General features: G+C 58.3%; 28 protein-coding genes and 2 tRNA genes. 19 read left to right on the top strand and 11 right to left on the bottom strand.

The features are described 5' to 3' along the window. Positions 1 to 200: 200 nt before the first annotated feature. The 3 genes from ACTRXA_RS12670 to ACTRXA_RS12680 all read left to right on the top strand — a co-directional run bounded on the left by ACTRXA_RS12670 (position 201) and on the right by ACTRXA_RS12680 (position 3,041). Positions 201 to 1,505 carry an ATP-binding protein gene (locus tag ACTRXA_RS12670; protein ID WP_442427541.1) on the top strand — a complete coding sequence of 435 codons (1,305 nt, stop codon included), beginning with the start codon at positions 201 to 203 and terminating at the stop codon, positions 1,503 to 1,505. After that, complete coding sequence (locus ACTRXA_RS12675; RefSeq protein ID WP_442427542.1) at positions 1,502 to 2,152, top strand: response regulator; 651 nt, start codon at positions 1,502 to 1,504, stop codon at positions 2,150 to 2,152. Before ACTRXA_RS12670 ends, ACTRXA_RS12675 begins: the two co-directional genes overlap by 4 nt. Before the next feature lie 229 nt (positions 2,153 to 2,381). Then, positions 2,382 to 3,041 carry a putative metal-binding motif-containing protein gene (locus tag ACTRXA_RS12680; RefSeq protein ID WP_442427543.1) on the top strand — a complete coding sequence of 220 codons (660 nt, stop codon included), beginning with the start codon at positions 2,382 to 2,384 and terminating at the stop codon, positions 3,039 to 3,041. Between the two features lie 238 nt (positions 3,042 to 3,279). Here ACTRXA_RS12680 and ACTRXA_RS12685 read toward each other — a convergent pair whose 3' ends face one another. The 3 genes from ACTRXA_RS12685 to ACTRXA_RS12695 all read right to left on the bottom strand — a co-directional run bounded on the left by ACTRXA_RS12685 (position 3,280) and on the right by ACTRXA_RS12695 (position 6,558). Continuing rightward, the gene (locus ACTRXA_RS12685) at positions 3,280 to 3,819 is read right to left on the bottom strand and encodes a hypothetical protein (protein WP_442427544.1); all 540 of its coding nucleotides are present in this window, start codon (positions 3,817 to 3,819) and stop codon (positions 3,280 to 3,282) included. Between the two features lie 118 nt (positions 3,820 to 3,937). Next, positions 3,938 to 4,831 carry a CDP-alcohol phosphatidyltransferase family protein gene (locus ACTRXA_RS12690; RefSeq protein ID WP_442427545.1) on the bottom strand — a complete coding sequence of 298 codons (894 nt, stop codon included), beginning with the start codon at positions 4,829 to 4,831 and terminating at the stop codon, positions 3,938 to 3,940. An 8-nt stretch (positions 4,832 to 4,839) separates the two neighbouring features. Continuing rightward, positions 4,840 to 6,558 carry a radical SAM protein gene (locus ACTRXA_RS12695; RefSeq protein WP_442427546.1) on the bottom strand — a complete coding sequence of 573 codons (1,719 nt, stop codon included), beginning with the start codon at positions 6,556 to 6,558 and terminating at the stop codon, positions 4,840 to 4,842. A gap of 46 nt (positions 6,559 to 6,604) precedes the next feature. On the opposite strand from ACTRXA_RS12695, the gene ACTRXA_RS12700 reads away from it, so the two are divergent. Beyond that, complete coding sequence (locus tag ACTRXA_RS12700; RefSeq protein ID WP_442427547.1) at positions 6,605 to 7,729, top strand: hypothetical protein; 1,125 nt, start codon at positions 6,605 to 6,607, stop codon at positions 7,727 to 7,729. Positions 7,730 to 7,733: 4 nt separating this feature from the next. Here the strand turns inward: ACTRXA_RS12700 and ACTRXA_RS12705 are convergent, their stop codons facing one another. Continuing rightward, complete coding sequence (locus ACTRXA_RS12705) at positions 7,734 to 8,333, bottom strand: arylesterase (RefSeq protein WP_442427548.1); 600 nt, start codon at positions 8,331 to 8,333, stop codon at positions 7,734 to 7,736. Between the two features lie 118 nt (positions 8,334 to 8,451). Here ACTRXA_RS12705 and ACTRXA_RS12710 point away from each other — a divergent pair, with 118 nt between their 5' ends. After that, positions 8,452 to 9,141 carry an ABC transporter ATP-binding protein gene (locus tag ACTRXA_RS12710; RefSeq protein ID WP_442427549.1) on the top strand — a complete coding sequence of 230 codons (690 nt, stop codon included), beginning with the start codon at positions 8,452 to 8,454 and terminating at the stop codon, positions 9,139 to 9,141. Beyond that, a complete protein-coding gene (locus ACTRXA_RS12715; RefSeq protein ID WP_442427550.1) occupies positions 9,138 to 11,714 on the top strand; it encodes an ABC transporter permease in 2,577 nt (858 codons plus the stop codon). The genes ACTRXA_RS12710 and ACTRXA_RS12715 overlap by 4 nt, the downstream gene beginning before the upstream one ends. 4 nt (positions 11,715 to 11,718) lie before the next feature. On the opposite strand, the gene ACTRXA_RS12720 is transcribed toward ACTRXA_RS12715, so the two are convergent. Continuing rightward, positions 11,719 to 12,024 carry a Rieske (2Fe-2S) protein gene (locus tag ACTRXA_RS12720; protein WP_442427551.1) on the bottom strand — a complete coding sequence of 102 codons (306 nt, stop codon included), beginning with the start codon at positions 12,022 to 12,024 and terminating at the stop codon, positions 11,719 to 11,721. A 103-nt stretch (positions 12,025 to 12,127) separates the two neighbouring features. Here ACTRXA_RS12720 and ACTRXA_RS12725 point away from each other — a divergent pair, with 103 nt between their 5' ends. Next, positions 12,128 to 12,745, top strand: a complete 618-nt coding sequence (locus tag ACTRXA_RS12725) for a DUF1566 domain-containing protein (RefSeq protein ID WP_442427552.1) — start codon at positions 12,128 to 12,130, stop codon at positions 12,743 to 12,745. Here the strand turns inward: ACTRXA_RS12725 and pnpS are convergent. Continuing rightward, entirely contained in the window at positions 12,742 to 14,544 is a 1,803-nt protein-coding gene (gene pnpS, locus ACTRXA_RS12730; RefSeq protein WP_442427553.1) for a two-component system histidine kinase PnpS, read from the bottom strand. The two genes, ACTRXA_RS12725 and pnpS, sit on opposite strands and share 4 nt — an antisense overlap. Then, positions 14,541 to 15,239: a response regulator gene (locus ACTRXA_RS12735; protein ID WP_442427554.1), complete on the bottom strand. Its 699-nt coding sequence runs from the start codon at positions 15,237 to 15,239 to the stop codon at positions 14,541 to 14,543. Before ACTRXA_RS12735 ends, pnpS begins: the two co-directional genes overlap by 4 nt. Before the next feature lie 715 nt (positions 15,240 to 15,954). Here ACTRXA_RS12735 and ACTRXA_RS12740 point away from each other — a divergent pair. Then, positions 15,955 to 16,356, top strand: coding sequence for a hypothetical protein (locus ACTRXA_RS12740; protein WP_442427555.1), 402 nt, complete (start codon positions 15,955 to 15,957; stop codon positions 16,354 to 16,356). Here ACTRXA_RS12740 and ACTRXA_RS12745 read toward each other — a convergent pair. Beyond that, entirely contained in the window at positions 16,353 to 16,985 is a 633-nt protein-coding gene (locus tag ACTRXA_RS12745; RefSeq protein ID WP_442427556.1) for a class I SAM-dependent methyltransferase, read from the bottom strand. The two genes, ACTRXA_RS12740 and ACTRXA_RS12745, sit on opposite strands and share 4 nt — an antisense overlap. 40 nt (positions 16,986 to 17,025) lie before the next feature. Further along, positions 17,026 to 17,757: a TlpA family protein disulfide reductase gene (locus tag ACTRXA_RS12750; protein ID WP_442427557.1), complete on the bottom strand. Its 732-nt coding sequence runs from the start codon at positions 17,755 to 17,757 to the stop codon at positions 17,026 to 17,028. Between the two features lie 148 nt (positions 17,758 to 17,905). Here ACTRXA_RS12750 and ACTRXA_RS12755 point away from each other — a divergent pair, with 148 nt between their 5' ends. Then, positions 17,906 to 18,460 carry a DUF2059 domain-containing protein gene (locus ACTRXA_RS12755; protein ID WP_442427558.1) on the top strand — a complete coding sequence of 185 codons (555 nt, stop codon included), beginning with the start codon at positions 17,906 to 17,908 and terminating at the stop codon, positions 18,458 to 18,460. Between the two features lie 107 nt (positions 18,461 to 18,567). Here ACTRXA_RS12755 and ACTRXA_RS12760 read toward each other — a convergent pair. After that, positions 18,568 to 18,644 (bottom strand) — tRNA-Asp (locus tag ACTRXA_RS12760). Between the two features lie 132 nt (positions 18,645 to 18,776). Then, positions 18,777 to 18,852: transfer RNA gene (locus ACTRXA_RS12765), tRNA-Val, on the bottom strand. 266 nt (positions 18,853 to 19,118) lie between these two features. On the opposite strand from ACTRXA_RS12765, the gene ACTRXA_RS12770 reads away from it, so the two are divergent. The 10 genes from ACTRXA_RS12770 (at position 19,119) to ACTRXA_RS12815 (ending at position 26,526) form a co-directional block, all read left to right on the top strand. After that, positions 19,119 to 20,612: a GAF domain-containing protein gene (locus ACTRXA_RS12770; RefSeq protein ID WP_442427559.1), complete on the top strand. Its 1,494-nt coding sequence runs from the start codon at positions 19,119 to 19,121 to the stop codon at positions 20,610 to 20,612. Then, entirely contained in the window at positions 20,605 to 21,645 is a 1,041-nt protein-coding gene (locus ACTRXA_RS12775; RefSeq protein ID WP_442427560.1) for a rod shape-determining protein, read from the top strand. Before ACTRXA_RS12770 ends, ACTRXA_RS12775 begins: the two co-directional genes overlap by 8 nt. A 54-nt stretch (positions 21,646 to 21,699) precedes the next feature. Further along, positions 21,700 to 22,047 (top strand): hypothetical protein, encoded by a 348-nt coding sequence (locus ACTRXA_RS12780; protein WP_442427561.1) that lies wholly within the window; start codon positions 21,700 to 21,702, stop codon positions 22,045 to 22,047. Next, positions 22,041 to 22,340, top strand: a complete 300-nt coding sequence (locus ACTRXA_RS12785; protein WP_442427562.1) for a 2Fe-2S iron-sulfur cluster-binding protein — start codon at positions 22,041 to 22,043, stop codon at positions 22,338 to 22,340. The genes ACTRXA_RS12780 and ACTRXA_RS12785 overlap by 7 nt, the downstream gene beginning before the upstream one ends. Before the next feature lie 115 nt (positions 22,341 to 22,455). After that, positions 22,456 to 22,911, top strand: a complete 456-nt coding sequence (locus ACTRXA_RS12790; protein ID WP_442427563.1) for a Mov34/MPN/PAD-1 family protein — start codon at positions 22,456 to 22,458, stop codon at positions 22,909 to 22,911. A 49-nt stretch (positions 22,912 to 22,960) separates the two neighbouring features. Further along, entirely contained in the window at positions 22,961 to 23,215 is a 255-nt protein-coding gene (locus ACTRXA_RS12795; RefSeq protein WP_442427564.1) for a YfhL family 4Fe-4S dicluster ferredoxin, read from the top strand. A gap of 63 nt (positions 23,216 to 23,278) precedes the next feature. Then, positions 23,279 to 23,500: a NifU family protein gene (locus ACTRXA_RS12800; protein WP_005008039.1), complete on the top strand. Its 222-nt coding sequence runs from the start codon at positions 23,279 to 23,281 to the stop codon at positions 23,498 to 23,500. 45 nt (positions 23,501 to 23,545) lie between these two features. Then, positions 23,546 to 24,139 (top strand): peroxiredoxin family protein, encoded by a 594-nt coding sequence (locus tag ACTRXA_RS12805; protein ID WP_442427565.1) that lies wholly within the window; start codon positions 23,546 to 23,548, stop codon positions 24,137 to 24,139. Between the two features lie 19 nt (positions 24,140 to 24,158). Then, the gene (locus ACTRXA_RS12810) at positions 24,159 to 25,958 is read left to right on the top strand and encodes an SUMF1/EgtB/PvdO family nonheme iron enzyme (protein WP_442427566.1); all 1,800 of its coding nucleotides are present in this window, start codon (positions 24,159 to 24,161) and stop codon (positions 25,956 to 25,958) included. An 85-nt stretch (positions 25,959 to 26,043) separates the two neighbouring features. Continuing rightward, on the top strand, positions 26,044 to 26,526 hold the full coding sequence (locus ACTRXA_RS12815; protein ID WP_442427567.1) for a hypothetical protein: 483 nt from the start codon (positions 26,044 to 26,046) through the stop codon (positions 26,524 to 26,526). Positions 26,527 to 26,734: the final 208 nt, after the last annotated feature.

Here is a 26,734-nt window from a genome sequence, read left to right on the forward strand (position 1 = left end):
AGCCTGACCCAATTCACATAAGTCTCAACCAAACAAGGTCAGACGAACAGGACATGGGGCGACCATTCAGCGGTTTTCTTTTTGTCCCCTTCCTTCCTCGTTGCAGTTCCTTCTTTGGATTGCCGTGATACAATTCTCTTCGACGGGCGATGCGGCGGCAATCCCTCCTCCAGCGCGCCCGTCATGGGAAGGACGTTGGAATGCGCGACACCCAGAGACAACGGCTGGTATTGATACTGATCATGACAGGCGCGGCCTTTGTTGTGGTGTTCCTCGCCATATTTCTGCTGTATCGCACCGCGTTCGAAGAGGAAAAGGCCCGTCTCACCGAAACCGCACAGAGCCAGGCGCGGTTAATGGAAGCGGTGGCCCGTTTCGACAGCGTGTACAGCCACAACTACCCGGAAGGTACCGAGGCGGCGACACTCAGCCAGTTCATCGAAGCGCACAAGCAATTCAAGGGATTTGGCGACACCGGCGAGTTCATTCTTGCCAAGCGGGTGGGTGACCAGATCAAGTTCCTGCTCAGCCACCGCCATTCCAGCCTGATGATTCCGGATTCGATTCCCTTTGATTCGCCGCGGGGAGAACCGATTCGCCGAGCACTCCAGGGTCAGGCGGGGTTCATGGTCGGCCCCGACTACCGCAACGTGACCACCCTCGCCGCCTACGAACCCATCGAACACCTCGGCCTGGCCCTGGTGGCGAAAATCGACCTTGCGGAGATTCGCGAACCTTTTTACAAAACCGGGCTGCTGGCCGTGACCGTGGGGGCGGGCGTCATCGGTGCCAGCATCGTGTTGTTCTGGCGGCTCAGCAACCCGATGGTGGAAGAGATCACCCACTCGCGTGAACAATTGCGGCAGCTGACCCACCGTTTGCAGGCCATACGTGAAGAGGAACAGACCCGCATCGCGCGCGCGGTGCACGACGAACTGGGACAGGCACTGACCGCCCTCAAGATGGAGATCACCTGCCTGCAGGACGAACTCGATCCGGACAACCCGGAGCACAAGCAATCCTCCGACACCATGACGCGGCTGATCGACCAGACCATCGCTGCGGTCCAGCGTATCAGCACAGAACTGCGGCCCCGTCTCCTGGATGTATTCGGTCTGCCGGAAGCCATGAAATGGCAGACCCAGGAAATACAAAAACGCACGAACATCGAATTTGACTTGCAAGGCATTGACCAACACGTCAAGCTGGATGCGGAACGGAGCATTGCCCTGTTCCGTATTTTCCAGGAAACACTGACCAACATCGTGCGCCATGCTCAGGCCAGCCGGGTGTCCGTCAGCCTGAAACAGGAAAACCGTCAGGTTGTGATGGAAGTGCAGGACAACGGCATCGGTATCCGCAAACACCAGATCCACCGGCCGCAGTCTTTGGGACTTCTGGGTATCCGTGAACGCGCTCTGGTGTGGCAGGGCAAGGTTCGCTTTCACGGAGTTCCTGGCAAAGGAACCACCGTCACCGTCAAACTTCCGGCAAACAGCAAATGACCCGTCAACAGAATTCAAAAATCTCCGTCATCGTCGCCGACGATCATGAAATCGTGCGGCACGGCATTGAAAAAGTCATCTCCAAAACGCCTGATATCGAAATCATCGGCCAGGCGGCCACCGGGCAGGAGGTGATCGATCTCGTCAAAAAGCTCGGGCCCGATGTGGTGTTGATGGACATCGAGATGCCGGAGAAAACCGGATGGGACGTGATGGTGGAGCTCAAAGCACTGGCACCCAAACTGCCGATACTCATCTTGAGCATTTTCCCTGAGGAACATTACGGAATGCGTTTCATCCGCGCGGGGGCCTCCGGCTACCTCAACAAAGGAAGCGCGCCGGCACAAATGGTGGAAGCGATCCGCAAAGTGCATACGGGAAAAAAATACGTGAGCCCGGAACTGGCGGAAAAAATGATTCAGGAAATGGGTCAGCACGTGGAGGAACAGCCCCACCAGCGCCTTTCCGACCGCGAATTCCAGATTTTCTGCATGATTGCGGCAGGAAAAAAACTCAAGGAAATCGCGGACGAGCTGTCCGTTGGCATCACCACTGTCAGTACGCACCGGCACCGCATCCTTGAAAAAATGGAAATGAAATCAAACGCCGAACTCATCCACTACGCCATCAAAAACAAACTCATATAGAATCCATCCCCCTTTATTTCCAATAGCTTCCAACCTCCCCTCGGTTTGCTGTCATAGTTCTACGACACGGGGTCGCAAGACATCAAACCTCAAAATCCTTATCAGAACGATACCAACTAAAGGCCGGTCATTCTATCTTAGGTACAACAGAGTTGGCGCACGTTTAAAACAATAGAAAATCACAAGCAGAAGCAGAAAATCATTTTCTCTTCTCAGGAGGGAAAATCCCATGGATAAAAAAATTAAAAACATTTTAATGACTGTTGCCCTGCTTGGTTTTTTGGCAGGACCGGCCGCCGCTTCCGAAGTGTCTGTGGAGTTCACCGCAATGAGCAACCACAGCAACTCGGGTCAGATTGAAGGCAAGGTGGTCAGTTGTTCAGGTAAATTCAACCCTCAAGGGACGATTGTTCATATTCCTGGTGTATCGGTATCTACAAAACTCCCCCACGACGGTACATTCACGCTGTTATTCGTCCCTGAGGGTACTCATAACCTCGTCTTCGAGCGCAATGGACGGACCTTTCGCTCGTTGAATACCGTCGAAGTTCGGCCATCGCAGAAAACCCTGCTGGGCAGCGTTGAAATCTGTCCGGACCTGGATGGCGACGGATATGCCGTCACTGCGGATTTCAATGACAGGAACGCCAGCTCCTATCCGGGAGCGCCTGAAATCTGCGACCGCATTGACAACGACGGAGACGGAGAAGTTGATGAAGGTTGTTCCTACCGGAAGTGCCCGAAAGGCGGAAAATTCTGCATCAGCAACTGGAACAACAGCAACCCTGAGTTTCGGGGTACTGTGAAAACCCAGAGCTGGAATTCGGAAACTCCGGAAGTCACATTATTCCACACAGGCCGAGTCAAGACCGATTCTCAAGTTCCATAGGCCTGTGGTGCCCGTGGCCTCTCCCCCTTCGAGGCCACGGGCCCTCCCTTTTCTGTTTCAATTTTTCTTCACCCTCCCCCATTTAAAAAGCTCCTTCAGGATTCAATTCACCCCCTTCCTCCATCCACAACATTTTGGAATCAATCCCGCGGGTGGGCACACTCTCGCAACGAAAAACCACCTCACACGTTGGCGTTAAAAACCAACGGCAGGGTAATTATTTTGGAACCAGTGGGGGTCAGCCTTCTCGGGGTTGCAGTTCCCCGGTGACGGGGTCCACCTGAAAAGCGTTGCGGATCCAATCCGGATGCCGCTCCGTTTGCACGTCCACAGTGTCGTGTCCCTTGCTGTAACGCACAAACACACCATCCGGGATGGGGCCAATATTGGGTTGGTAGGCGAGTTGCATAGGCACCGTTGCAATTTCCTGGAGACCCTGCTCATTACTCCATTTGTAGTATTGAATGGGTGAGTTCTCTTTAGCGTTCACGGTGGGATCGAAAACCCCGAAATACAGCACATCTTCCTCCCAACCGAGAATCAGGGGTGCGACGTTGGAGTACTTCCTGGGATCAAAGGAAACTGTGATCTTGGTCAGATCGTCCGGATGGTGCGCATCGACCAGGTAAATGCGGGCTTCCTGTTTCAGTACCTTGGGAACTCCGGGATTGGGAAAACCGATCAGTCCGTTCGGCCATTGCCACTTCAGGTATTTGACCGCCACGGCCATGAGATGGGTGCCGGGCTTGGCACGCACGTTCTCAATGTCCGCATACACTTCCGGTTCGCGGTAGGTGCACGCCAGGGTGGAGCATAAAAGAAACAGCAGGAAAATGTTTCGAATGCGAGCTACCCAAAAAAAGGGTATTACCCCGCAACCCCCTGCCCCTTGCGGCTTATCCCGTATCAGAGGTTTTGAAACGTAGAATTTTCCAGACATGCAACCCCACCCAATAAGCGTTTCCCAAGTACAGTACAAGATGAAGGAACAGAGACAGTTGGTCAATCAGCGAAAATCCTATTAGCGCCATGGTATTTGTACATATGCACATAGGCCCCATTCCTACTAGAAAATAGGCGTCGCCGTACCACCGTTCATCCCCTTTCTGACCGTCGGGAACCCGGGCGAATTTGCGGCTGGTTTGATCGAGGGTTTTTATCAATGCATCCTGCCACCCGTAAGCGGCAATGTGGAAACGTTGCAGGCTGTATAACAACACGCCGCGTTCTTCCTTTTCATAATTACGGCGTTCTTCTTCGGTGATGGATTCGTCGGTGCGGTTTTTTTCATAACTGCCAACGAGGTCGGTATAACTCACGTAGTAGTACACCCAGTAACTGCAGTGGAGCAGCGCGCTGACGAGAGCAAGCAGACCCAGCGTCCAGATCCAGCCGGGGTGCTCGGCTGTCCTTGCCACCTGCCAGGTGATGCCCGCATACACCAGCACCGTCACCACGAAATCGGAAAACGAATCGAGAAAGCGTCCCAGCCGGGACTCCTCCCCGCGCAGGCGCGCGAGGTTCCCGTCCACGTTGTCGCAGAACAGCTTTCCATAAAGAAACACCGCGCCCCAGATGAGCGCGTGCTCGCTTTCGGAAAAATAAAACGCGGCGGAGAGCAGGCCGGATACCAGGGCCAGCATGGTGATGTGGTTGGCGGTGACAGGAAGGGGATACAGCGCTTTCACCGCCCAGCGGTTGGGAAAGTACCAGAGCTCATTGATGTCGAAGAATCCGCACCCCGGCGGCAGTTTCTCCATCCTGTTCCAGTCCGGGCCGGCCTCCTGCATGGGAACCCTCAACAGATGCCGCAGATTTTGCAGGTGGCCGTATCACACACCGGCGTGTGCTTGGCGCGCAGGCCGCGCTGGTAGTCCTGCCACAGGAACTTGGGAAAGTACCCGTGGTCCACAATGTCCCACGGCAGAAAATCGTCTTTCTGGTATTGGCGGTAGGTGAACTGGTCCGGGTGCGGCACCGCGCCCTGCAACGCGCGTTTCTCGTCGCGGCCGTTTTGCAGAAAAGCTTCGAAGAAACTCAACGCCCGCCGGTCGCCGCGCGACAGGTAGGTTTGCAGGTACGCCTCATTGGGCGAACCGAAACTGAGGTGCAGGTTGGGCAGCGGCCCCAGCACCTTGCGCAGTTTCTGGAATTTCTTTTTGAGCGAGGACACGGCTTCCATCGGGTGCCACTGGAACGGCGTGCCCGGTTTCGGCACCAGGGGACTGACGCCGATGGTCACCGTTCCGATGTTGCCACGGCGGCTGCATTCCTCCACGTACACTTTCTGTACGTTTTTCACGAGTTCAATGAACCGGTCGATGTCTTCGTCTTCTTCTGCGGGCAGGCCGATGATGGAATAAATTTTGAGATGCAGAACGCCTTTCCTCGTCAGGAAGCGGCATTTGTCGATGACGAAATCGTCGGACGCGGACTTGTTGATGACGTCGCGCATGCGTTCGGAAGGCGCGTCCACCGCGACGGTCACCGTTTTCTGACCGCTCTGCAAAATCAAATCCACCAGCTCATCGGTGAGCGTTTCCATGCGGAGCGACGAAAACGACAGCATCTTGCCTTCGGCCACGATGCGCCGCGCCAGCAACAGCAGTTGCGGGTGATCCGTCACCGACGGCCCCACCAGGCCGATGGTCGAGGCGTTCTGGTTCTGCGCCGCCAGAGCGCGTTCCAGCGATTCGTAAGTCTGGTCGAGATCCGGTTCGCGCGGCGGCCGGTAGATGAACCCCGCAGTGCAGAAGCGGCACGCCCAGATGCACCCGCGCGTCACTTCCATCAATGCCATGTCGCGGAACGCCGTGGTCTCGCCGTGCAACTCCGAATGCGTGCACAACGCGGGATCGCCCTCCGCCACCCAGTGGCGCGGAATGCGCTCCGGCACGCCCGGCTCCGGTATGAGCGCCGTCTGCACGCCATCCGTGTACTGCGGCGTGTAGAACTGCGGCACGTAAATGCCCGGCAGGCGGGCGGCTTCCTCCAACAGTTCGCGCGGGTCGCGCCAGTCGGTCTGCGTGTAGAGATTGAAGAACGGCTCGATCATGCCCTCGGCTTCGCCGATGAACCCGGCATCGAAAATGTCCGCAAGCGGTTCCGGGTTGATGAACAGGGCCGATCCGCCCGCAACGATGAGGGGGTACTTCGAGCCGCGCTCACGGCGGTCGAGCGGGATGCCGAAGTAATCGAGGATCGCCACCGCGTTCAGGTAATCCGGCTCGAACGAAATCGAAAACGCGATCAGGTCGAAGTCCATGGGCATGCGCCCCGCATCGTGCGAACGCGTGGCTTCCGGTTTCAACGCCTGCGTCATCGGCGTCCAGTCGTCAGGCAGGCTGTAGCGGTCACACACCACGCCGTTCAGGCGGTTGAGCAGACCATACACGCGCTGAAAACCCAGGTTCGCCAGAGCCACATCGGTCGTGCTGGGGTAGATCAGCAGGACGCTCACCGGACGCACCACCGGGCCGGACGCAATCGCCTGTTTCGCTATTTCGGTATCGGGCATATAATCCTCGTATAGATAACCATTCATCATACTGCAAAATGCGCCAATGAACCAGAATCAGGATTGGACGAAAAACCGCCAGTCACCCCGCTCGGCCGACGCGGACGAGCGCATGCGCGCCTACCTGGAGAAAATCGCCACTGGGCCGCGCATGTCGAAAGACCTCAGCGAGGAGGAAGCGGAGGACGGGTTGAGCCTGGTACTCGACCACGGGGTGTCGGAAGCGCGCGCGGCGGTGTTCCTCATCGCCTCGCGCATGAAGATCGAGTCCCTGCCCGAAACCCGCGGATTTTACCGCGCGCTCGACAAGACGACTTCAAAACGGGAAGTGAAGCTGGACCGGTTGCTTCAAATCGCCGATGCGTTCGACGGATTCGTCCGCGCGCCGCAGTTCGGGTTTTACGTTCCGCCGGTGCTGGCGCAGATGGGCCTGCCTGCGTTCGGCCTGTCGGCGCTTCCCACCGCACCCAAGCACGGCGTCACGTATGAGGATTTGCTCATCCACCACTACGGCGCACGCCAGGACACCACACTGGAAAAACGCGCCGCGCTCATCGAAGAGTTCGGTTTCGGCTACCTCGGCACGGAACAATGCCATCCGAAACTGGAAGGACTGAGACACCTGCGCGAAGAGGTGGTGAAGCGCACCACGCTGGCGACGCTGGAAAAAATGCTGATGCCCTTGAAAGCACAGCACACGTTCCTCGCGTCGAATTACTTCCATCCGGGATACGAGACGGCGATGATCGAGGTGGCGAAGATTTCCGGATTCGACCGCGTGCTCATCGGCAACGGCATGGAGGGGAGCACGCTTTACGGCGTGCACAAGCAGGCGAAGGTATTCATGCAGATGGGCGCGGATTCCCTCGCCGAGATGAAGCTGGATTACGAATCGCTCTACGACGCGGATACGGTGCAGTCGATCAAAGACGCCTTCACCGTATTGAAAGACGTGCCCGCAACCAAACCGGAAATCGCAAAACTCGGCGAGCAGGCGCTGAAGGATGGAACCGGCCCCGCCGCCCCGATGATCGCGCACCACGCCGCAACCCTGTCGCACCTGTCCGGCCACAGCCGCGACGTCGCCGACGCATACACCCAAGCCGTCGAAATTTTAAAATCGAGTAAAACGCTGGATGCGTTGATGAAGTACCTGGTAAAGGTCGGCTGACGATTCAACCGTCGTCATCATCCTCGTCATCGTCCTCATCATCTTCGTCGTCATCCAGCAGGGGCTCAAGATGCTTCCACACGGTGATGGTGATTTTGGCGTAGCCTTTTTCCAGGGGATGCAGGCCGTCGGCCTGGGTGAGTTCCTGCACGCCCGCCACGCCTTCCAGGAAAAACGGAATCAACGGCACGTCGTATTTTTCCGCCACGTCGTGAAACACCTGCTCGAACGCGTCGGTGTATTCGCGTCCCAGGTTGGGGGTGATCTTCATCCCCGCAAGCAGCACCCTGGCACCATGCTTTTGGCACACCTCTATAATATAGGAAAGGTTTTTGCGCATCTGGTCGACGGGCAGGCCGCGCAGGCCGTCGTTCGCGCCCAGTTCGACGATCACGATTTCCGGATCGTGACGCAGGAGCCAGTCGATGCGCGACGCGCCGCCCGCGGTGGTGTCGCCGCTGACCCCGGCGTTGATCACCGTGTGCGGGTAGCCCTTGGCCTTCAGAACCCTTTGCAGACGTGAGGGATAGCTCTTTTCCGGCGGCACCTGGTAGCCGAACGTGAGGCTGTCCCCAAATGCAAGGATAACGGGTTTATCTGACACGGAGCCAGCTCCTGTGAGGGTGAAAAACCAGAGGACAGCGCAAAAAATTTTTGTAAATGCGCGCCCGACTTTGCAACAATGAATCATACGCCAATTCCAAGCAGACCCGCGGAACCTGATGATCGAAATCCAAAAACTCACGAAATCCCTCTATGGCGGCGGACACCGGGTGGACATCCTGAAGGGCATCGACCTGACGGTGCCGGACGGGCAATTCGTCGCCATCACCGGGCCTTCCGGAAGCGGCAAGACGACCCTCCTCAGCCTCATTGCGGGGCTCGACAGCCCGACCAGCGGGTCCATCATCGTGGACGGGAAGGATATCACGAATCTCAACGAAGATGAACTGGCCGTTCTGCGCGGCGAGCGCTTCGGTTTCGTCTTTCAGAATTTCCACCTCATCCCCACCCTAACCGCTGTGGAGAACGTCCTGCTTTCCGCCGAGCTCAACGGCGGATCCGGCGCGCACAAGAAATCGGAAGACATTCTGGGCGTGGTCGGTCTGGGCGAACGCCTGCACCATTACCCGTCGCAGTTGTCCGGCGGCGAGCAACAGCGCCTGTCGCTGGCCCGCGCTTTCGTCAACGAACCGGACATCGTGCTCGCCGACGAACCGACGGGCAACCTCGACTCCAAAAACAGCGACAAGATCATGGACCTGATCACGGAGCTTCACCGCGTCAAGCAGGCGACCATCATCCTCGTCACACACGAGGCGCACATCGCGGCGCGCACCCAGCGCACGCTCACCATGGGCGACGGCAACATCGAGGATGACGTGCTCAATTCCAACTGGAAGCAGTCATGAAATCGGCACAGTTGTCGTTTTCCCAGTTGTTGCGGCTGGCCCTGGCGGAAAGCCGCGGCGCGGGGAAGCGTTTCGTTTTCTTCGTCATCTGCCTCGCCATCGGCGTCGGCGCCATCATGACAATCAAGAGTTTTTCCAACATCCTCGAGCAGGCCATTCAGCGCGAATCGAAAGCCCTGCTCGCCGCTGACATCGAGATCAAAAGCAGTTGGCCGCAAAGCCCCGAAGACCGCGCCTATCAAAAGGACACTTTGCCGCCGGGCACCGAATTTCTATTTATTAAGGAACTGCACGCCATGACGCGGTTCCCCGATCCCAAACGTGCGGGCCACCAGGCCAACCTGCTGGTCGAGTTGAAATCAGTTCCGGCCACGCCGCCGTTTTATCCTTTCTACGGCACGCTCGTCACCAATCCTTCGGGACCGCTCTCGGAGTTGCTCGCCGACCACGGTGCGCTGGTGGAGCCGAATTTCCTGGTGAAATCGCAATTGAAAGTGGGAGACCGGTTCCAACTGGGCGAGGTGGAAGCGCGCGTGGCGGCGGTGATCGAAGGCGAACCCGACCGCATCTCCCGCGCATTCAGCATCGGCCCCCGCGTGATGGTGTCAAACGCAACGCTCGAGCAGGCGAAACTCATCGCGCCGGGAAGCCGCGTGAAGAACAAGACCCTCGTTCACCTGCCGGAAGGCTTTCCACTGGAGAAGGGGGTCGCCCTGCTGGAGCGCGGACTTCAGGACAAGGCCGCCTCCATACGCACCTATAAGGATATGGAATCGTCGCTCACCGGGGCCATCGACCGCATGAGCAAGTACCTCGGCTCCGTCGGCGTCATCGCGCTCCTCATGGGGGGTATCGGCGTAGCCATGATCATCCGCACCTTCATGGCGCAGAAGATGGACACCATCGCCATCCTCAACTGCCTCGGCGCGACCTCACGCACGGTGCTTTACGTGTACCTCATACAGGCGCTCCTGCTGGGCCTGACGGGAAGCCTGGCCGGCGTGGGTATCGGCTACGCCCTTCAGTACAGCCTGCCGGGGAAAATGTCCGATCTGCTGAACCTGCAGGTGAGCCCCGGCTTTCACTGGGAGCCCGCAGTGCAGTCGCTTCTGCTGGGTTTGCTGACAACCATGCTGTTCACCGTATGGCCGCTCATCCGCGCGGTGCGGACGCGTCCTTTAAGATTGTTCCGCCACATCGCGGAAGAAGAAGAACTCGCGCGCGGATCGCGCCGCCAGCGCTGGGCGATGGGCCTTCTGTTTTCGCTCGGGCTGGTGGCCATCGTGTTCTGGCAGGCGGAATCCATCAAGCGCGGCCTGGTGTTTCTTTCCATTCTCGCGGTCTCGACGCTCCTGCTCGCCGGCGTGGCGACGCTGTTTCTGAAAACAATCCGCAAACTGCCGCCGTCGCCGCTCATGACGCGGCGCTATGGCCTGGCCAACCTGTACCGCCCGAACAACCAGGCCGTGTCGATCATCACCGCGCTCGGCATGGGCATCATGCTGGTGCTGTCCATCCATCTCATCCAGATGGACATGATCGCCATGCTCAACAAGAACACCGAGAACAAACCGCCGAATTATTTTTTCATCGACATCCAGAAAAACCAGGTGGTTGAGTACAAACGGATCATCGACTCCTTCGGTGCGGAGGCAAAGCAGGAAACGACCCCGCTGGTGCGCTCGCGCCTGTTCAGCATCGATGGACACCGCGCCGACCAGTGGGATTACACCAACCGCCACGCGGAGGAATGGTTCATCAACCGCGAGTTCGTGCTGACGTACCGGCTGGATGCGCCGCCCGACGGCAACGAGGTGATCAAGGGAGAGTGGTGGACGCCGGAGCAGGGGAAGCAGGCGCTGGTGTCGCTGGAGGAAGACGCGGCCCGGCGGCTGGACGCGCACATCGGCTCGGAACTGGTGATGGACATCCAGGGCATTCATGTTTCCGCCACGGTGCACAACATCCGAAGGGTGGACTGGCGCAACATGCGCACCAACTTCTACATGGTGTTTTCGCCGGGGGCACTCGAAGGCGCGCCGGTGACCTTTGTCAGCACGGTGTACATTCCGCGTGAAAAGGAACTGCAGCTGCAACAGGCGGTGGTCGATGCCCTGCCGAACGTCACCGCACTGGGCACGCGCGACATCGTGGAGAGCATCGAAAACGTGGTCAACAAACTGCTGACGCTGGTGGACTTCATGTCCGCGTTTGCCATCGCCTCCGGCCTGTTCATCCTGTCGGGCGCGGTGGCGTCCACCAAGTTCCGCCGCCTGAAAGAAGCCGCCATCCTGAAAACGCTGGGCGCACGGCGGCGCATGGTGGCGGCGATCCTCGGTTACGAATACGGTACGCTGGGCGTGGTCGCGGCGGCGGTCGGCGTGCTCCTGTCCATCGGCACGTCGTGGGCGGTGATGGAATACATCGTCAAATCCGACTGGCACTTCCGAATGGGGCCACTGGGCTGGTCGTTCCTCGCGGCGTTCGTGCTGACCACCATCACGGGCATCCTGAGCAGTGTCGATGTGCTCCGCAACAAGCCCATCCACACGTTGAGGCGCGTGGACGGATAACGCCTCACGGCAACTCCACGAAAACGTCGTCGCCTTCCACCGACACTTCGAACGTGTTCACTTCCCCGCTCACGTTGTTCAGGCATTCGCCGGTGGTGATATCGAACTGCCACCCGTGGCTGGGGCAGATGACGGTTTTGCCGTCCAGCCTGCCGTATCCCAGGGACCCGCCCCGATGCGGACAGAAATCCGCGGTCGCCCAGAATTGGCCGTCCACGTGGTAAACGGCGATGTCCTGTCCGTTCACTTCGTATTTGTTGCCCTGGCCCTCGGCCAGGTCGCTGGTTTTGCAGACTTTATATTTGGCCATGACGTACCTTCATCCCGTAAAGATGGGTTGGGTAATAGAAATTCCATTTGCATTTCTTCCGTATGATATACAATCCGGGGGGACCAATTGAAGAGGGGGTTGCATGAAACCTGTAAAATCAACAGGGCTGAAGCGGAGGGATTTCTTTAAAAACCGGTCGTGGCCTTTTTTTGCCGTGCTGTTTGCCGGAACCCTGGGCCTGGCATCAGCCGACGCCGCCGATCCCAGTCATTACATTCAGGACAAACCCTTCGAAGCGCCCCCATACGTGCCTCCCCCTCCCCCGCCACCCCAAACCCATTTCTCCGACAACGGTGACGGGACCCTCACGGACGCCAACGGGTTGATGTGGACGCAAAAGGACAGCTACGCCGATCTCGGCCACTGCGTCAACTGGCAGGATGCCTTCAAATACGTGCAAAGCCTCAAGACGGGCGGCCACACCGACTGGCGCATGCCCACCATCCAGGAGTTGGCCACCATTTACGACGACACCAAGGAAAACGTGCTGGCGTGGGACAAGGATCCGACAAACCCGCTCCGCCTGGACAAAAAGTTCGCACCGGGCGCGGCGTACTGGTACTGGTCCAGCGAAAAGGAAGAGACGAAACTGACCGATTGTTGCGCCCGCTCCATGTACTTCCCACGCGGCCTGGTCAACGTGCGCCGGTTGTCGTTTTGCCAGAACGGCGGCGTGCGCGCGGTTCGCAACGCAGACTAGGTTTTCTCCACCGCGCGTCCGGCATCGCCCACCGGCAGGTGGATGTGGAACACACTGCCCTCGCCCACCTTGCTCTTCACGCTCACCTTTCCTCCGTGCGCCTGTGCAATGTGCTTGACGATCGCCAGCCCCAGCCCGGTCCCACCCATCTGCCTGCTTCGGGCCTTGTCCACGCGGTAAAACCGTTCGAACAGCCGCGGCAGGTGTTCGCTCTCGATGCCGCGTCCCTGGTCCTTCACCGACACCACCACCTGCTGGTGCGAGGCTGCTGCGGCCACGCGGACCGTGGTGTCTTCCCCGCTGTACTTGATAGCGTTGTCCACCAGGTTCACCACCGCCTGTTCCATGAGAGGTGGGTTGAGCGCCACCTTGAGTTCCGGATCGCAGTCGAGCTCGATGACGATGTTTTTCTCCAGGGCCCGCGCATTGCACTGCTGGATTGCGGTCTCCAGAAGCTGCCGCAGTCCCGTTTCCTTGATGACGATGCCTTCCCTTTCCGAATCCTGCTCGATGCGCGACAGGCTGAGCAGGTCGTCGATAATGGCATTCAGGCGATCGGCCTGCCTGGCGACGATCTGTAAAAACCGATCGGCATTGTCCGGTTCGTTCAACGCGCCGCTGAGCAGCGTTTCCACGAAACCCTTGATGGATGTGATGGGCGTGCGCAACTCGTGCGACACATTGGCAACGAAATCGCGCCGCATGTTTTCCAGTCGGCGCAGGCGGGTGACGTCGTTGAGCACGATGACCGCGCCGATGGTGGTGTCGCCCGCATCCTTGAGCACCGTGCCCACCGCCTGCAAATACCATTCGTTGTCCGGCCGGTCGAGCACCAGGTCGCTTTCCACCGGCTCCCTGCTTTTGAGCGCTTTTCGAATGAACTGCTGAATCTGTGAATGGCGGAACACCTCCGGCACACTCCTCCCCTGCGCATCTTCCACCCGCACCTCCAGGAACTCCGCCGCCGACTGGTTGATGCTGATGATGGCCTCGTCGCTGTCCACGGCAATGACTCCCTCCACCATGCTGGCGAGAATCGCCTCCTGCTCGTTGTGCTGGGCGGTGATGGTGCGGATGCGGTCGTCCAGCTGCGCCGCCATGGTGTTGAGGGCGTCGGCCAGGTTGTCGATGTCCTGCGGTCCTTCCACATGAATGCGCGAACGCAGGTCGCCGCTGGCGAACCGTTCGGCGTGTTCCTTCATCGCGAGCAAAGGACGGCTGATGCGCCGCGACACGAACAGGCTGATGGGCGTGGCGATGAGCGCGATGACGAGTCCCGCCAGCGCGATCTTGTAGGTGATGCCTTCCAGCGTTTCATGAATGAGCGTGAGCGGCAGGGCCGTGCGCACCACGCCGGTCACCTGTCCGTTATGGCGATACGGCACGGCGACGTACATCAGTTCTTCCTTGACCGTATGGCTGTAGCGTTGCGACGAACCGTGCCCGCCCTTCAGCGCCTTCACCACTTCCGGCCGCGAACCGTGGTTGTCCATCTGCGACGGATCGCGGTGCGAGTCGGCGATCACGTCGCCCTTCACGGTGATGACGGTCACCCGCATGCCGCCTGCGCGGCTCAGTTCATCCGCCAGTTGACGCAGGCGGTCGTGGTTCCCGGACCGGAACAGGTCCCGCGTCTGCGTGCGGACCAGGTTGGCGCGCGCTTCCAGGTCCTGAAAGGTTCGTTCGTACAAAAAATCATGGAGGGAGCTTAAGGAGTACCAGCCGATGGCGCCGAGCGCGATGAACGTAAGAAGGAGGTAGGAGAGATAAATCTGGTGATGGAGGGTTTTGTTGATCATGCGTCGTCTTGAAAACGGTATCCCACCCCACGCACCGTTTCGATGTAGTCGGCGCAGTCCCCCAGCTTCTTGCGCAGGCCGACGATCTGGAAATCCACCGAGCGGTCGGTGACGGCGTGGTCCTCACCGCGGATGGCATCGACCAGCTGCCCGCGCGTGAACACCCAGCCCGGGCGCGACGCCAGGATTTCCAGGATGCGGAACTCGGTGAACGTGAGGTCCAGTTTCTGGCCCTTCACCTTGGCTTCGTGACGGCCGGGGTGGATGCTGAGGTCTTTCACCGTGAGGACGCCGTTCGGGTCGGCGGGCTTCGCGGCCTCGCCCCGGCGCCGCAGGACGGCGCGCACGCGGCTGATAAAAATTTTCGGACTGAAGGGTTTGGTGACGTAATCGTCCGCGCCCATTTCAAGCCCCGTCACCACGTCGCTCTCCTCACCCTTGGCGGTGACCATGATGATGGGGATGTCGCGCAACGCGGCATCGGCTTTGATCGAGCGGCAGACATTGAGGCCGTCGATGCCCGGCAGCATGAGGTCCAGCACCACCAGGTCCGGCACCTCCGCCGCCACCTGCTTGAGCGCCTTCTCGCCCGTGTCCACGCAGGTGACCTTGAACGCCTCGCGCGACAGGTTGTAACGGATCAGTTCCTGAATGTCTTCCTCGTCTTCCACCACCAGTATCTTTTCTGCGGTCATGCGACCCTCCAAAAATCGTTTCATATCGTACCATTAAACGACCGCCATGTTTGAATCCGGTTAGCGTTTTGTTTGAATGTGGGCAGATCGCGCCCGGCCGGGGCCGGCGCGGCCGGTTTCCCGGACCCGCCGGGGAGAAACAGCGAGGCGGGAATTTGTAACCGGTGAGATTGTAAAGGGTTTTGGATTGCCGCCATCCCTCCCGGGTCAGTTGCGTGGGTCCGGATAAGGTACCGATGGCATCTCCTTCGGCCCGTCCCAGTTGCAATTCCCGCAAAGCCCTTTACCATAAATATTGAGGGTATTGGGATGGCTTTTGCAAAGGCTACTCTGTTGCAAGGAATTAGACTAAAACATTCCACTAGGAATCAAATTGCACAATGTTTCCCCATATTATCTATCTTTTGATTTGCATCTGTATGTTTTTGGCTTTTGTTTTTTACCTCAATGCATTTTTTATTCCCTATTACAGGAAAATAGCGTTGGAGAATAGCAACGCCAAAGTCAAACTTTTAAAACAGTGTTATTTGTATTTTTTGCACGCGTCTTTTACGTTGTTCACCATTCTCCTAATGATGTTTATTTGTAAAAAAATGAATCCGGCCGCCTCAATTTACTGGTCCGTATCTGCCCATGCGGCAATTCTTGTATATGTCATATTGTTTAAACTTAGGGAGCTGGATGAAATCAAGGCTATTCTTGCTGGAGAAAAGAAATGAAATCCGGAGTCTGGGACTTGTTTCACGACGGGAGCATCGCAAGCATCGACGGGGGTGTGCCGGGCGATCTGCTTCTCAAAATAGAAATCAAATGGCTGAAACAATTGTTCTCTAAAGAAAACGACTGGATTTGGCTTGAGCTTCGAAATTGCAAGTTATTTGAATTTAAACCCGAAGACCAAAGCCATTATCTGCAGAACATTTCTACAATTCAGAAACAGGATTTGTGGATTGAGGATTGTGAGGAGAGCGGCGAAGGGTTGACTGTTTACTGCCACGGAGGAATCCTTCGAACCCGATACGGGAATCACATCGTTTACCTAGAAGAAGGACAAGTCATTTCCGAGGAAACCATCCGATCAAAGCTCGACTCCGACCAAAGCTGGAAGAACTATTAAAGCGACCCACTTCCCGCCATCCCCGCTTTTCCTTGATACATATAAGTAAAGATTTTGGGGCCGTCCATGTAGAAGTTGGTGGACTCGTGGAGGGTGAAGCCGGCGTCCTGGATGATCTGCGCGATGGGGCGGTTGACGTGGCAGCCGCCCGCCAGACATTTCTGGATGGGATTCCACCGGTCCTGCCAGCGGGCGATGTTGGGATCGGGGTCGCGTCCATGCTCCAGAAAATGATACACCCCGCCGGGCTTGAGCACGCGCTGAAACTCCTTGAGCGCGGCGGCGGCGTCCGCAATGGTGCACAGGGTGAAGGTGGTGACGACGGCGTCCACCGACTGATCCGGCAGGTCGATGACGCCGTTTTCCTTTAAGGCGACGAACTCGACGGGGAATGGCGCGCGGCGGATGCGTTTGGCCGCGAGTTTGCGCGCTACGCGGGAGGGATCGAGCGCGTACAGCTTGCTCACCGCGTCAGAATAAAACGGCAGGTTGAGTCCGGAGCCGAAGCCCACTTCCAGCACGACACCCTGCGCGCCTGCAACCGTTTGCTGACGCACCGCGTGAAAGCGTTCCGCCGACAGCACCCAGTCGATGCCGCGCGGCAGGATGTGTTCTTCATAAAATCCCATGATCCCTCAAAACCCGCGACGCGGCATTGCGGTTTCCCGTTCAACCGGCGCGGGCTTCCGTGGTGGGTTGAGGCCGGTGGGTTTCCTCCTGACGCCGGCCCTGCTGTTCCACCACCTGGTGGTTCTTGAGCAGGCGCGGGATGGATTTCGCCAGGTCCCAGAAGGCCAGCCTGCCTCCCCGCGCCAGCACACGGTACATGGTGTACGGCGTGGGGAAGTCGGGTCCGTACAGGTCCCGGTGACGCACACTCGTGAAGTCGCCGGACTGGAGAATCTCCTCCACCTTGTCCGGGTGATTCCAGTTGCCGCGAAAGATGACCGTACCCTCGGCGTTGATGACGTACACCATGTTGGGAAAGCCGCCCAGCTTCCGGTGCGCGTTGCCGTCGAGATCGTCCACCAGGATCTGCCGTTTCTCGCCGTCTTTTTCCGCCACCATGCCCGCACAGCGGCGCTTGTCCTCGATGTCCTTGTGCTCGTGCAACTCCTCGCCGGGATGCGCCTCGCGCACGTAGAGGGTGAGGAACTTGACGTCCGGGTAATCGCGCGCGAGCCGGTTCATCGGGCGGATTTCCTGCACGTAGATGGGGCAGGTGACGCTACCCGTCTCCAGCACCACCGGCCGGCCGCGAAAATCCGACAGCCGCACCGGCTTGCCTTCGAGGTCGGTCACCGAAATATCGGGAATGATCTCGCCGGGTCTGGGTCCGGGAAACTCTGAAAAATCGTAATATTCGTGGGAAAAGCGGGGGTAGTTGTAGGCCGTGTCCATGGAAGACCTCCTGATTCCGGCCCGCGGCCGCGCCGGAGGCAAACCCGGGCGCCGCGAATCCGATTCAACGATGCCTTTTCTTTTTCGGTAGTCGGGTTATATTGGTAAGGATTTCATTTTTTCTTTCCAATTTCAAGGAGGGGCGGCGATGGGCACCTGGCAGAGGATCAAGAAAACGATGACGGTGGGACTGGTATTGCTGGCCGGGTGGGGGCTCGCCCTGCCCGCCTGGGCGGAAATGGACCCCGCCAAGAAACGCGACATCCAGACACTGATGGAGGTGTCCGGCACCATCGAGAGCCTCAAGCAGTTCCGGCCGCTGATGCTCCAGAGTTATTCCAATATCCTGAAAACGGCGTACAAGGACCAGAACCTCCCGCAGGGGTTCTGGGACGAGTTCATGAACACGATCATCACCGACGCCGATCTCGAAAGCCTGGTGGACGAAATCCTGCCGATCTACGACCAGAACTTCACACACGATGAAATCCGCGAACTGATCGAGGCGTTCCGCACGCCCGCCTACCGCAAATGGGTGCAGCGGTTGCCGACGATGATGCAGGCGTCGTCCGAGGCCGGGCGGAATTGGGGTCGAAGCCTGGCCCAGTCGGGCGTCATTCAGCAGAGGCTGGAAAATCTGAAAATGAAATACAACCTGGGGGAGCCCAGCGAGGGCGCACCGCAGGGCGGCGGCATGCGTTGATGCGGGAAGGTTCCGCTGGACGGGAACCGCAGACAAAAAAAATCGCCCGATTCGTCAACTGAAAATCGGGCGTCCGGCTGGGCCGTGTTCACGGCCTGCAGAAAAAATGGCGGGGCCGACGAGACTCGAACTCGCGACCTCCGGCGTGACAGGCCGGCGTTCTAACCAACTGAACTACGACCCCGCTCTGGTGTCGTGGGGGGACGGGCCTTGTCCCCGGGTACTGCATGTCACAAGAATCCGACGGCGGGAAAAATGGCGGCGGAAGGTGGATTCGGCACCCTTTTCCGGCCCCCGTCCCGGATTGCAAAAAAAATGGTGGGCTGAACAGGGCTCGAACCTGTGACCCTCGGCTTGTAAGGCCGATGCTCTCCCAGCTGAGCTATCAGCCCACGCTATGTTCCGGAATCATAACAAAAAATCCGTGCAAGAGGCTAGGAGTATATTCACCCCTTGAGTTTCTGTCAAGGTAATTGCACGGCAAACCAAACGCACATTCCACCGGGTCCGGTCCGCCATTTCTGTAAAACGATTGACACCCTCCCAGACGGGCTTTAAAATATTTATTTTAAATGGGTTATTGCAATCCAGGGCCACCTGAAACTGCGGACCGCCTTCCCAAAACCTGTTTTTTTTAACGCCGTCGGGTTCCGGAAAAATGCGGTCCGGGCTTTTGAACGGTGTCGAGTATCCAACACACTTCGTGACGGCGCGCCGCCCGCGCCGACGGGAACAAACCTGCGTCATGGCCACCGACAATCCACTGCACAACCTGATGGACATCATCTGCAACCTTGCCGATGCCTACACCGCGGCGCTGTTTGTCCTGCAACCGGACGCGGAAACCCTGACGCTCCGCGTGCATCAGTCGTTGAGCCCCCAGATTAAAATAGACGCGTCGTTCAAAATCGGACAGGGCCTGCTGGGCCGGGCGGCGTTCGACCTGAAACCGCTGGTCAAAGACTTCTCCCAGGAAGCCGCGCCGAAGCTGGAGCTCTACCGCAGGAAAGAGGACCTGAAATCCCTGTGGGTGATCCCGTTGATGGATGACGATGCCTTGAAGGGAATCCTGTACATCGACTCCAAGGAGCAGTACCGCGTGCCCACCAAGGTGCAGAAGATGATGACACCCCTCACCAGCCAGTTGTTGTGGCACCTGGAGCAGGAGACCGCACCGGTCTCGTTTGCGGGCGAGCCCGCGGATTTCGCAGCGCTCCTCAAGTGGTGCCGTTTCCTGGCGGAATCGCCGGACCTGCGGGCGTTGAGCGAGCGCTTCGTGCACATTCCGAAAAACATCATGCAGATGGACGCCCTCGCCGTCGTGTGGTTCGACGAAAACGGCGACGGACGCCTCGCCGCCTCGCGGGGCTGGGGTGCGGGCCTCAAGGACCTGCCGCTGGAACTGGGCACGGGCATCTGCGGACAGGCGGCGAAGTCCGGAAGCCCCGTTTTGATCGGCGATACCAGAAACCGTCCCTTCGTGCTGTTCGCCAAAAACGAAAACGTCGGTGCGTTCTCATCCATTCTCGCCGTGCCGATAAACTTCAGGCGCGACCCCGCCGGCGTGGTCCTCTGCGCCACCCAGCGTGTGGGCGGCCTGCAACCGGTGGACCTGGGGCGGCTGTTGTGGATGACCACCTTCGCCCTGCAATCCCCGGCGCTCGGCGCACAGGAAAGAGAAGACCCACCAGCCCGGCGGTATCTGCACACGCCGCATTTCGCCGCCGTTCAGTCGGTCAGCGTGGAAGACGAAATCTTCAGTCCCGACCGCACGATCAGCATGCTGAGCATTCATTTCACCAACCTCGACGGCCTCGCCCGCAAGCAGGGATTCGAAGCCAGCGAGACCATTTTGAACGAAGCCGCCACGCGCCTGGCCCCGGTCCTGCCCCAGCCCAAGCTGCTCTTCAAGGCGGGGGAGACGACCCTGGCCGCGCTGCTGGTCAACGTGGATGGCGAACAGGCCCTGGCGCTGGAGCCGGAAATCCTGCAGGCGCTGGGAGAGCCCGTCTTTTCCAGCGGCGACACCCTGTACCGTCCGGATCTGGAATTCGGAATATCCGCTTATCCCGAGGACGGCGATCACCTGACCGCGTTGCTGGTGTCTTCCCTCACCCGCATCGCCCCCACCGGAGACAACGTGCATGCCTAGTTTATGGAGTCATCTCGTCAACCTGTTCACTTCGGACGTCGCCATGGACCTGGGCACGGCCAACACGCTGGTGTACGTGCGGAACCAGGGCATCCTGCTCAACGAGCCGTCCATTGTCGCCGTCAGCAGCAACGGCGCGGGGGTTCAGCAGGTGGAGGCGGTGGGGCTGGAGGCCAAGCGCATGTATGGCCGGACCCACGCGAAATTGCAGGCCATCCGCCCGATGAAGGACGGCGTCATCGCCGACTTCGAGGTCACCAACAAGATGATTTCGTACTTCATCAAAAAAGTGCTGACCAATTACCGGCTGGTGAAACCACGTATGGTGGTGGGCATCCCGACCTGCATCACGCAGGTGGAGAAAAAAGCCGTCATCGACGCCGCCCTTCTTTCCGGCGTGCGCGAAGTGTACCTGGTGGAAGAACCCATGGCCGCGGCCATCGGCGTGGGCATTCCGGTGCATCTGCCGGAGGGCAACATGGTGATCGACATCGGCGGCGGCACCTCCGATGTGGCGGTGACGTGTCTCTCCGCCATCGCCTACGGCGAGTCCATCCGTCTGGGCGGCGACGAGATGGACGAGGCCATCCAGCGCTACATGCGCCTCCAGCATCACCTCAACGTCGGTATCTTCGAAGCCGAGCGCGTGAAGATCGCCGTCGGCAGTGCGTATCCCCAACCCAAACCGCTGACCACGCAGGTACGCGGTCTGAACGTGAAGACCGGTGTGCCGACGTCCATCCTGGTCAACGACGAGGAAATCCGTGAAGCGTTGAAGGAACCGCTGGGAGCCATCACCGGCGCGGTGCTGAGAGCATTGGAAAAAACCCCGCCGGAGCTTTCCGGTGACATCTACACCAACGGCCTGTACCTGACCGGCGGCGGCGCCCTGATCCGCGGTCTGGACAAACTGCTGGAAGAAACCACCAGCCTCAAGGTCAACCAGCCGGAAGACCCCCTGCTCAGCATCGTGAAAGGCGCGGGTAAGGTCATCGACCAGTTCCGTGAGTTGAGAAAAGTTTGCATCAACTGAACCCCGTTTGGTATACAATGGCCTCGAACCTGCTGAAAAACGGTGAGATCGTTGATGACTGACCAGACCCCGGGTACCACGGACACCCATTCCTGCATCCAGTGCGGCGCAAAAGTGGAAAGCCTGCCGACCGCCATCGAATACGAAGGTCAGGATGTGCACGTGTTCAACCCCGTTGTGTGCCGGTCCTGTCTGCTATCGATCTGCAAGACCCACTCAGTGGAATGCGCCAACTGCGGCGGCAAGATCCCCCCGTACACCCAGGTCGGGGTGCTGAAGGCCGACAATGGCGAACGCCAGTACGTGCACATGACCGTTGCCTGCACCACTGTGGGCAGCGCTTTTCACGGGTATCTGGGAAAAGGACATCTGGGTGATTTCGTACAGGTGGAAGCATGCTGACTGTTCATTTTGAAAAACAAAACCGCACCATAAAAGTGGAGCCGGGCACCAATCTGCGGGAAGCCGCGATTGGCAACAAAATCGGCATCTACCAGCATATTTTTAAAATTCTCAACTGCCGTGGACGTGGCCTGTGCTCCTCCTGCCGGGTGGAGATCACATCGGGAAACGTGGCGCCCCGTAACGAGGTGGAAGAGAACAACCTCAAAAAAGCGCTCACCAAAAATCCCAACCTGCGGCTGGCCTGCCAGATCAAGGTGGAAGACGATCTCGTGGTCCGCTCGCACGTTTAAAACGGTTGTGTCTGCAGGCCTTAGGACAACCACGAGGGCCATTTACGGACCCCGGAAACGCCCCAGAAATTCATTGACAAACCCCGATTTCGGGAACCAAAATAGGGAATAAATCATGATCTCACTGGCAGCCGACAAGCTGGAAGAAGCGCGCCAGCATGCTCTGGATGAGTATCCATACGAATGCTGTGGGATCATCATTGGAAAGCCCGATTCGGATAGAGAAGACATCCTTTTCCGGTGCACCAACATTCAGAACAAGTTGCACGAAAAGGATCCTGAAACATTTGTGCGGGACGCACGCACCGCCTTCTACATCGACCCCAAGGAGTTGATGGGGATCCTTCGCGAGGCGGAACAGAAAAAACTGGCGATCAAGTTGTTTTATCATTCCCATCCGGAACACGATGCATACTTTTCGGAGGAAGATAAGGCAATGGCCTTGTTCGACGGTCAGCCGACCTACCCCGAGGCCCGGTACCTGGTGATTTCTGTGTATAATAGGGAAATACGGGATCAGGCGTTCTTTGAATGGGACCCCGATTCCCAATCGTTTGAAAAACGGGTTTGATACCCCGATTCATAATTAGCCTGCCTGAAATTGGCGGAGGAGTTACACCATGGCTTTGATGATCACCGAGGATTGTGTCAACTGCGGAGTCTGTGAACCCGAATGCCCGAATGAAGCCATAGCTGAAGGCGACGAAATCTACATCATCGACTGGGAGCGCTGCACCGAGTGTGTGGGCTGGTACGAAGAGCCTCAGTGCGTGGAGGTCTGCCCGGTGGACTGCATTCCCAAGGATCCGGAACACGATGAAACCGAGGAAGAGCTGCTCGAGAAGAAAAAAGCCCTCGTCGGCGACGAAGACTGATCCTCGGGTCCAGTCTCTGGACCCCAACCGCAATAACAAGGAACCGGAACCTTGGCTGATGAAATGAAAGATGAGGTCGAGTCCGTCCTCGACACCTTGCGACCGCAGCTCATGCAGGACGGTGGCAATGTGGAGCTGGTGGACATCGAAGATGGAATCGTGAAACTGCGCCTGGTGGGCTCATGCAGTTCCTGTTCCAGTTCCACGATGACCCTGAAAATGGGCATCGAACGCGCCTTGAAAAAAGCCATTCCCATGGTACGCTGTATAGAGGCGGTCGAGTAATTGGACACACACCGGGCCTGTCCCGGTCATCCCGTTTCATTGCGTATGCGTCAGGTAATTTCGACCCGGCCGCTGTGCCAGCCGGGTCGTTTTCATTTCAGGCACGTTTTCTTCGGGCTTGCGGTTCTGCTCACAGCGGCGCTTTTGGTTTCCTCCCCCGCAGTGGCGGAATCGGACACCACCCCTGCGCCTCCATTCACCCTGAAATCCCTGGACGGCGGCGACCGCTCTCTCAAGGATTACCGTGGGCGCTACCTGCTTCTTAACTTCTGGGCCACGTGGTGCGGTCCGTGTAAAATGGAAATGCCTTCGCTGGAAGCCCTGCACCGCCGGTTTCAAGCGGAAAACCTGACCGTGCTCGGCATCTCCAATGACCCCTTTGGCAAACGGGTGGTCGAACCGTTCATGAATGCCTACAACCTGACGTTTCCCGTCCTGCTCGACCCCAAGCAGGAAATCAGCAAACAGTACGGCGTGCACAGCCTGCCGACCTCTTTTCTGATCGATCCCGAAGGCCGGATTCTGGGAGTGCTGGCCGGTGCGGAAGACTGGTCCAAGCCGGAAACCATCGCCTACTTCATGGACCTCTTGAAAGTTCAACAGGGCGCTCCGCTTAAAAGCTCCACTTCCGGACCCTGATGCCGTTCTCCTACCGGACATGACCGTGCGCACATTCATCACACATCTGATCTGCTTCCTGTGCCTCAGTGCCGCGCCCGCCTTCGCGCATGAGGATGGTCAGCCGGACCGCCCGCTGGAAGGCGACATGGTGCACATCCCCGCCGGGCAGTTCGTCTTCGGCACCGACAAGGTGGACAAGACCGGTGATCTGCTGGCGGTCGGCGTCCCCAAACCTCTGTACAAAGACGAGCAACCCCTGCAGAAACCCTTCCTCAAAGGGTTTTACATCGATCGCCATGAAGTGACGAACCGCCGTTACAAACAATACGTGGACGCCCTCGGCGCGGTGTCGCCGGATTACTGGGAAAACGGCACTTACCCCGCAGGAGAAGGCGATTTGCCGGTGGTCTGGGTATCGTGGTACGACGCCTCCAATTTCTGCGACTGGGCGGGGAAGCGACTGCCCACGGAAAAGGAATGGGAACGCGCCGCACGCGGTACCGATGGGCGCGAATACCCGTGGGGCAATGAGTTCGACGCAACCAGGGCGAACCTGCCCAAAAACTCGCGCACGAAGTTGAAACTGAACAAAGTCGGCTCGCATCCGGAAGGCGCCACTCCCGAAGGCGTGCACGACCTGGTCGGCAACGTGTGGGAATGGGTGGCGGACGATTACAATGGATACAAAGGCAATGACAAACAATTGACCGGGTTCGGTCAGGGGCAGAAGGTTTTGCGCGGCCACTCCGCGGCCAACACCGGGCACTTTCCCGGCGGTTTTTATGACATCGTGTTGAAAGAGTTTGCGCGTGCGGGTTACCGGCAGTACACCCCGCCGGACTCGATGGGACCGGATGTCGGTTTCCGCTGTGCCAGCAACCACGCGCCCAAGCATTACAAGGAAACCACCCAGGCCGCGTTTTCCAACACGCCCTCCGACAACAACGCATCCGGGTCCAATCCTTTCGGCAACAGCGGAGATTCGCCTTTCGGCTCGTCCAGTGACGCCTCTTCTGAAAGCGGCAGTCTGTTTTCCGCCAGCGCGTCGAATCCTTTCCAGCCCGAATCCACCCTGCCGAAAGCCAACATCCTCCTGCTGAGCATTCTTTCCTTTCTGGCGGGATTGTTCAGTTTTCTGTCTCCGTGCACCCTGCCGATCCTGCCCGCGTACTTTGCCGTCACCGCGCAGACCACGCGGGCACGCATGACGCTCAACTCGTTTGCGTTTTTCTGCGGGCTGGCGTCGTTGTTTATCCTGATGGGGGCATCGGCCAGTTTTCTCGGAAGCCTGCTTCGTGACTACCTGTTTTCGCTGACCACCTGGGGCGGAGTCCTGGTTTTGATCTTCGGGGTGATGACCCTCTTCGGCAAGGGATTTTCCGGGGCGACGTTTCAGAACGCACCGGCTTCGACCTTCATCGGGTATTTTCTGTTCGGCGCAACCTTCGCCATGGGCTGGACCCCCTGCGTGGGGCCGATCCTGTCCGGCATCCTGATCCTTGCCGCTTCGGAAAAAACCATTCTTCAGGGCATGACACTGTTGTTCTTTTTCGCGGTGGGGCTGGGCATGCCGCTGGTCATCCTGTCGGCGTTCTGCAGTCACCTGAGCAAGGACAGCTGGTTCTGGCGCATGTTGCGCGGCAAGGGCTGGAACATACAACTGGGCAGCCGCACGTTTCTTCTGCACTCGACCAACCTGTTCAGCGGCCTGCTGTTGATCGGCCTGGGTTACGCTCTGGCCGCGGGCTACCTGACTTACTTCAACAGCATGATCCCGATCGAACTGCAAATCTGGTTCAGCGGCTTCGAGGAAAAGGTGGTGGAATGGCTGTCGTGACCTGACTTTAAGGGACCCTACTTGAACTGTACCTGTTCAAACCGCTAACATGAAAACCCGATCGTATTCTGGAGTATCCAGCCCGATGACCCGATTTTTTACATTGATTGCGTTGATCACGACTTTACTTTTGAACGCGTGCACGCATGCCGAGTCCACCACACACAAGCGTTGGAGCGAGCATCGCAACACCGTGTTCCTGAACCACCTGACGGAAAACCGGAATGCGTTCGCCGAGCCCGGCCTCAAGCTGAAACTGGCACTGGAGGAGGAGTTTCGCAACTCCCTGTACATCGTCGCTCTCGAACCCGAAGACGCCCGGTGGGAGCTGAAGTTCAAGATCGACCGGTATTCAGCGGGAAACCGCTGGGGCCGGTTTTTCAGCTTCGGGCTGAGCGATTCGGCGGAGGCACACATGGTGGTCAAGTTCGCGCTCATGGGAGAGCAGGGCATGCTGGGCGCGTGGGAAGTGCACACACAAGTCAGCGGTGGCATGCTCGGAGGCTCGGAACGTCAGTTATACAAAATGGCGGCGAAGCAGATCCGCCAGCATCTGCGCGGGTACTGAAGCGCCCGCGCAAAACCCTTGCCAGATTCTGTTTTCCCGATTGCAATTTTATGATTCAATCGGGATTGGGGAGGGTTGCGCAAATGGGAGCCAGGGAGCCCTGAGCGTGATGATCCACCCCCTGGATGAAAGGAGGTGATCCATTGTCTAGTCACTGTACAATGGGAGCCTCCGGTTTGAAATGACCCAACCGGTCGTTTCTTCTGGA

The organism is Nitrospina sp. P1_D6 (assembly GCF_052156615.1).
Classification (GTDB): Bacteria; Nitrospinota; Nitrospinia; order Nitrospinales; family Nitrospinaceae; genus Nitrospina.